2 protein-coding genes are annotated in these 618 nt (G+C 33.5%); one reads left to right on the plus strand and one right to left on the minus strand.

The window, feature by feature from the left end:
- On the minus strand, positions 1-199 hold a 199-nt coding region (locus tag AC3G7N_RS21590), incomplete at its 3' end, for an IS1634 family transposase N-terminal domain-related protein (RefSeq protein WP_493508107.1).
- A gap of 147 nt (positions 200-346) precedes the next feature.
- Between AC3G7N_RS21590 and AC3G7N_RS21595 the strand changes: the two genes are divergently transcribed.
- Entirely contained in the window at positions 347-580 is a 234-nt protein-coding gene (locus AC3G7N_RS21595; protein WP_089061008.1) for a CPBP family intramembrane glutamic endopeptidase, read from the plus strand.
- The last annotated feature ends 38 nt before the right edge of the window (positions 581-618 follow it).

The following is a 618-nucleotide window of genomic DNA, read 5'->3' on the forward strand; positions in this document are numbered from 1 at the left end:
TTTTCTTTTCTTCCGTTAATTTTTTTGCATATTCTCGAGCCCACTCCTCTGGATCAACACCGGGGTGTTTTTCACGAATTTCCTGTTCATTTCCCAATGCCTTGACAACCTTCGTTGTCGAGTTTCCATTGATATCTCTGACATTTTCAATAACCGAATATGAGACTGAATTCTTGGATACACTTTTTTTAATGCGCATAGAAATCCCTCACAACTTATAAGATACCTCTATTATATCATGGTACTAAATAGTACTCAATAATTTAACGGGAAATTTGACAAAAAAATAAAGCCATGAAAGGCTTTTTAGGCATTTTCTTAATATTTAAGTGTCAAACTCCCGGAACTGTATTTTAGGGAGTTGCTCATTGGTCAACTTCGGAAGTATATTCCTGTATGGATTTGCGTACTATTTTCAGTAATTTTCTTTGCATCAGGACATGACAATTATCCGTTATTCGGATTAGTATTAGGAATTGCTTTTACGTTTTTATATCTTTATACAAATTCTTGGACTGTATCTTTCGCCACACACTCAGTTTGGAATTTATATATCGTATTGGTGGGCATTTTATCATAAATTAATTAAATTTTTTCCACCAGATAATTGACAAGCTA

Source organism: Virgibacillus carmonensis (assembly GCF_057836705.1).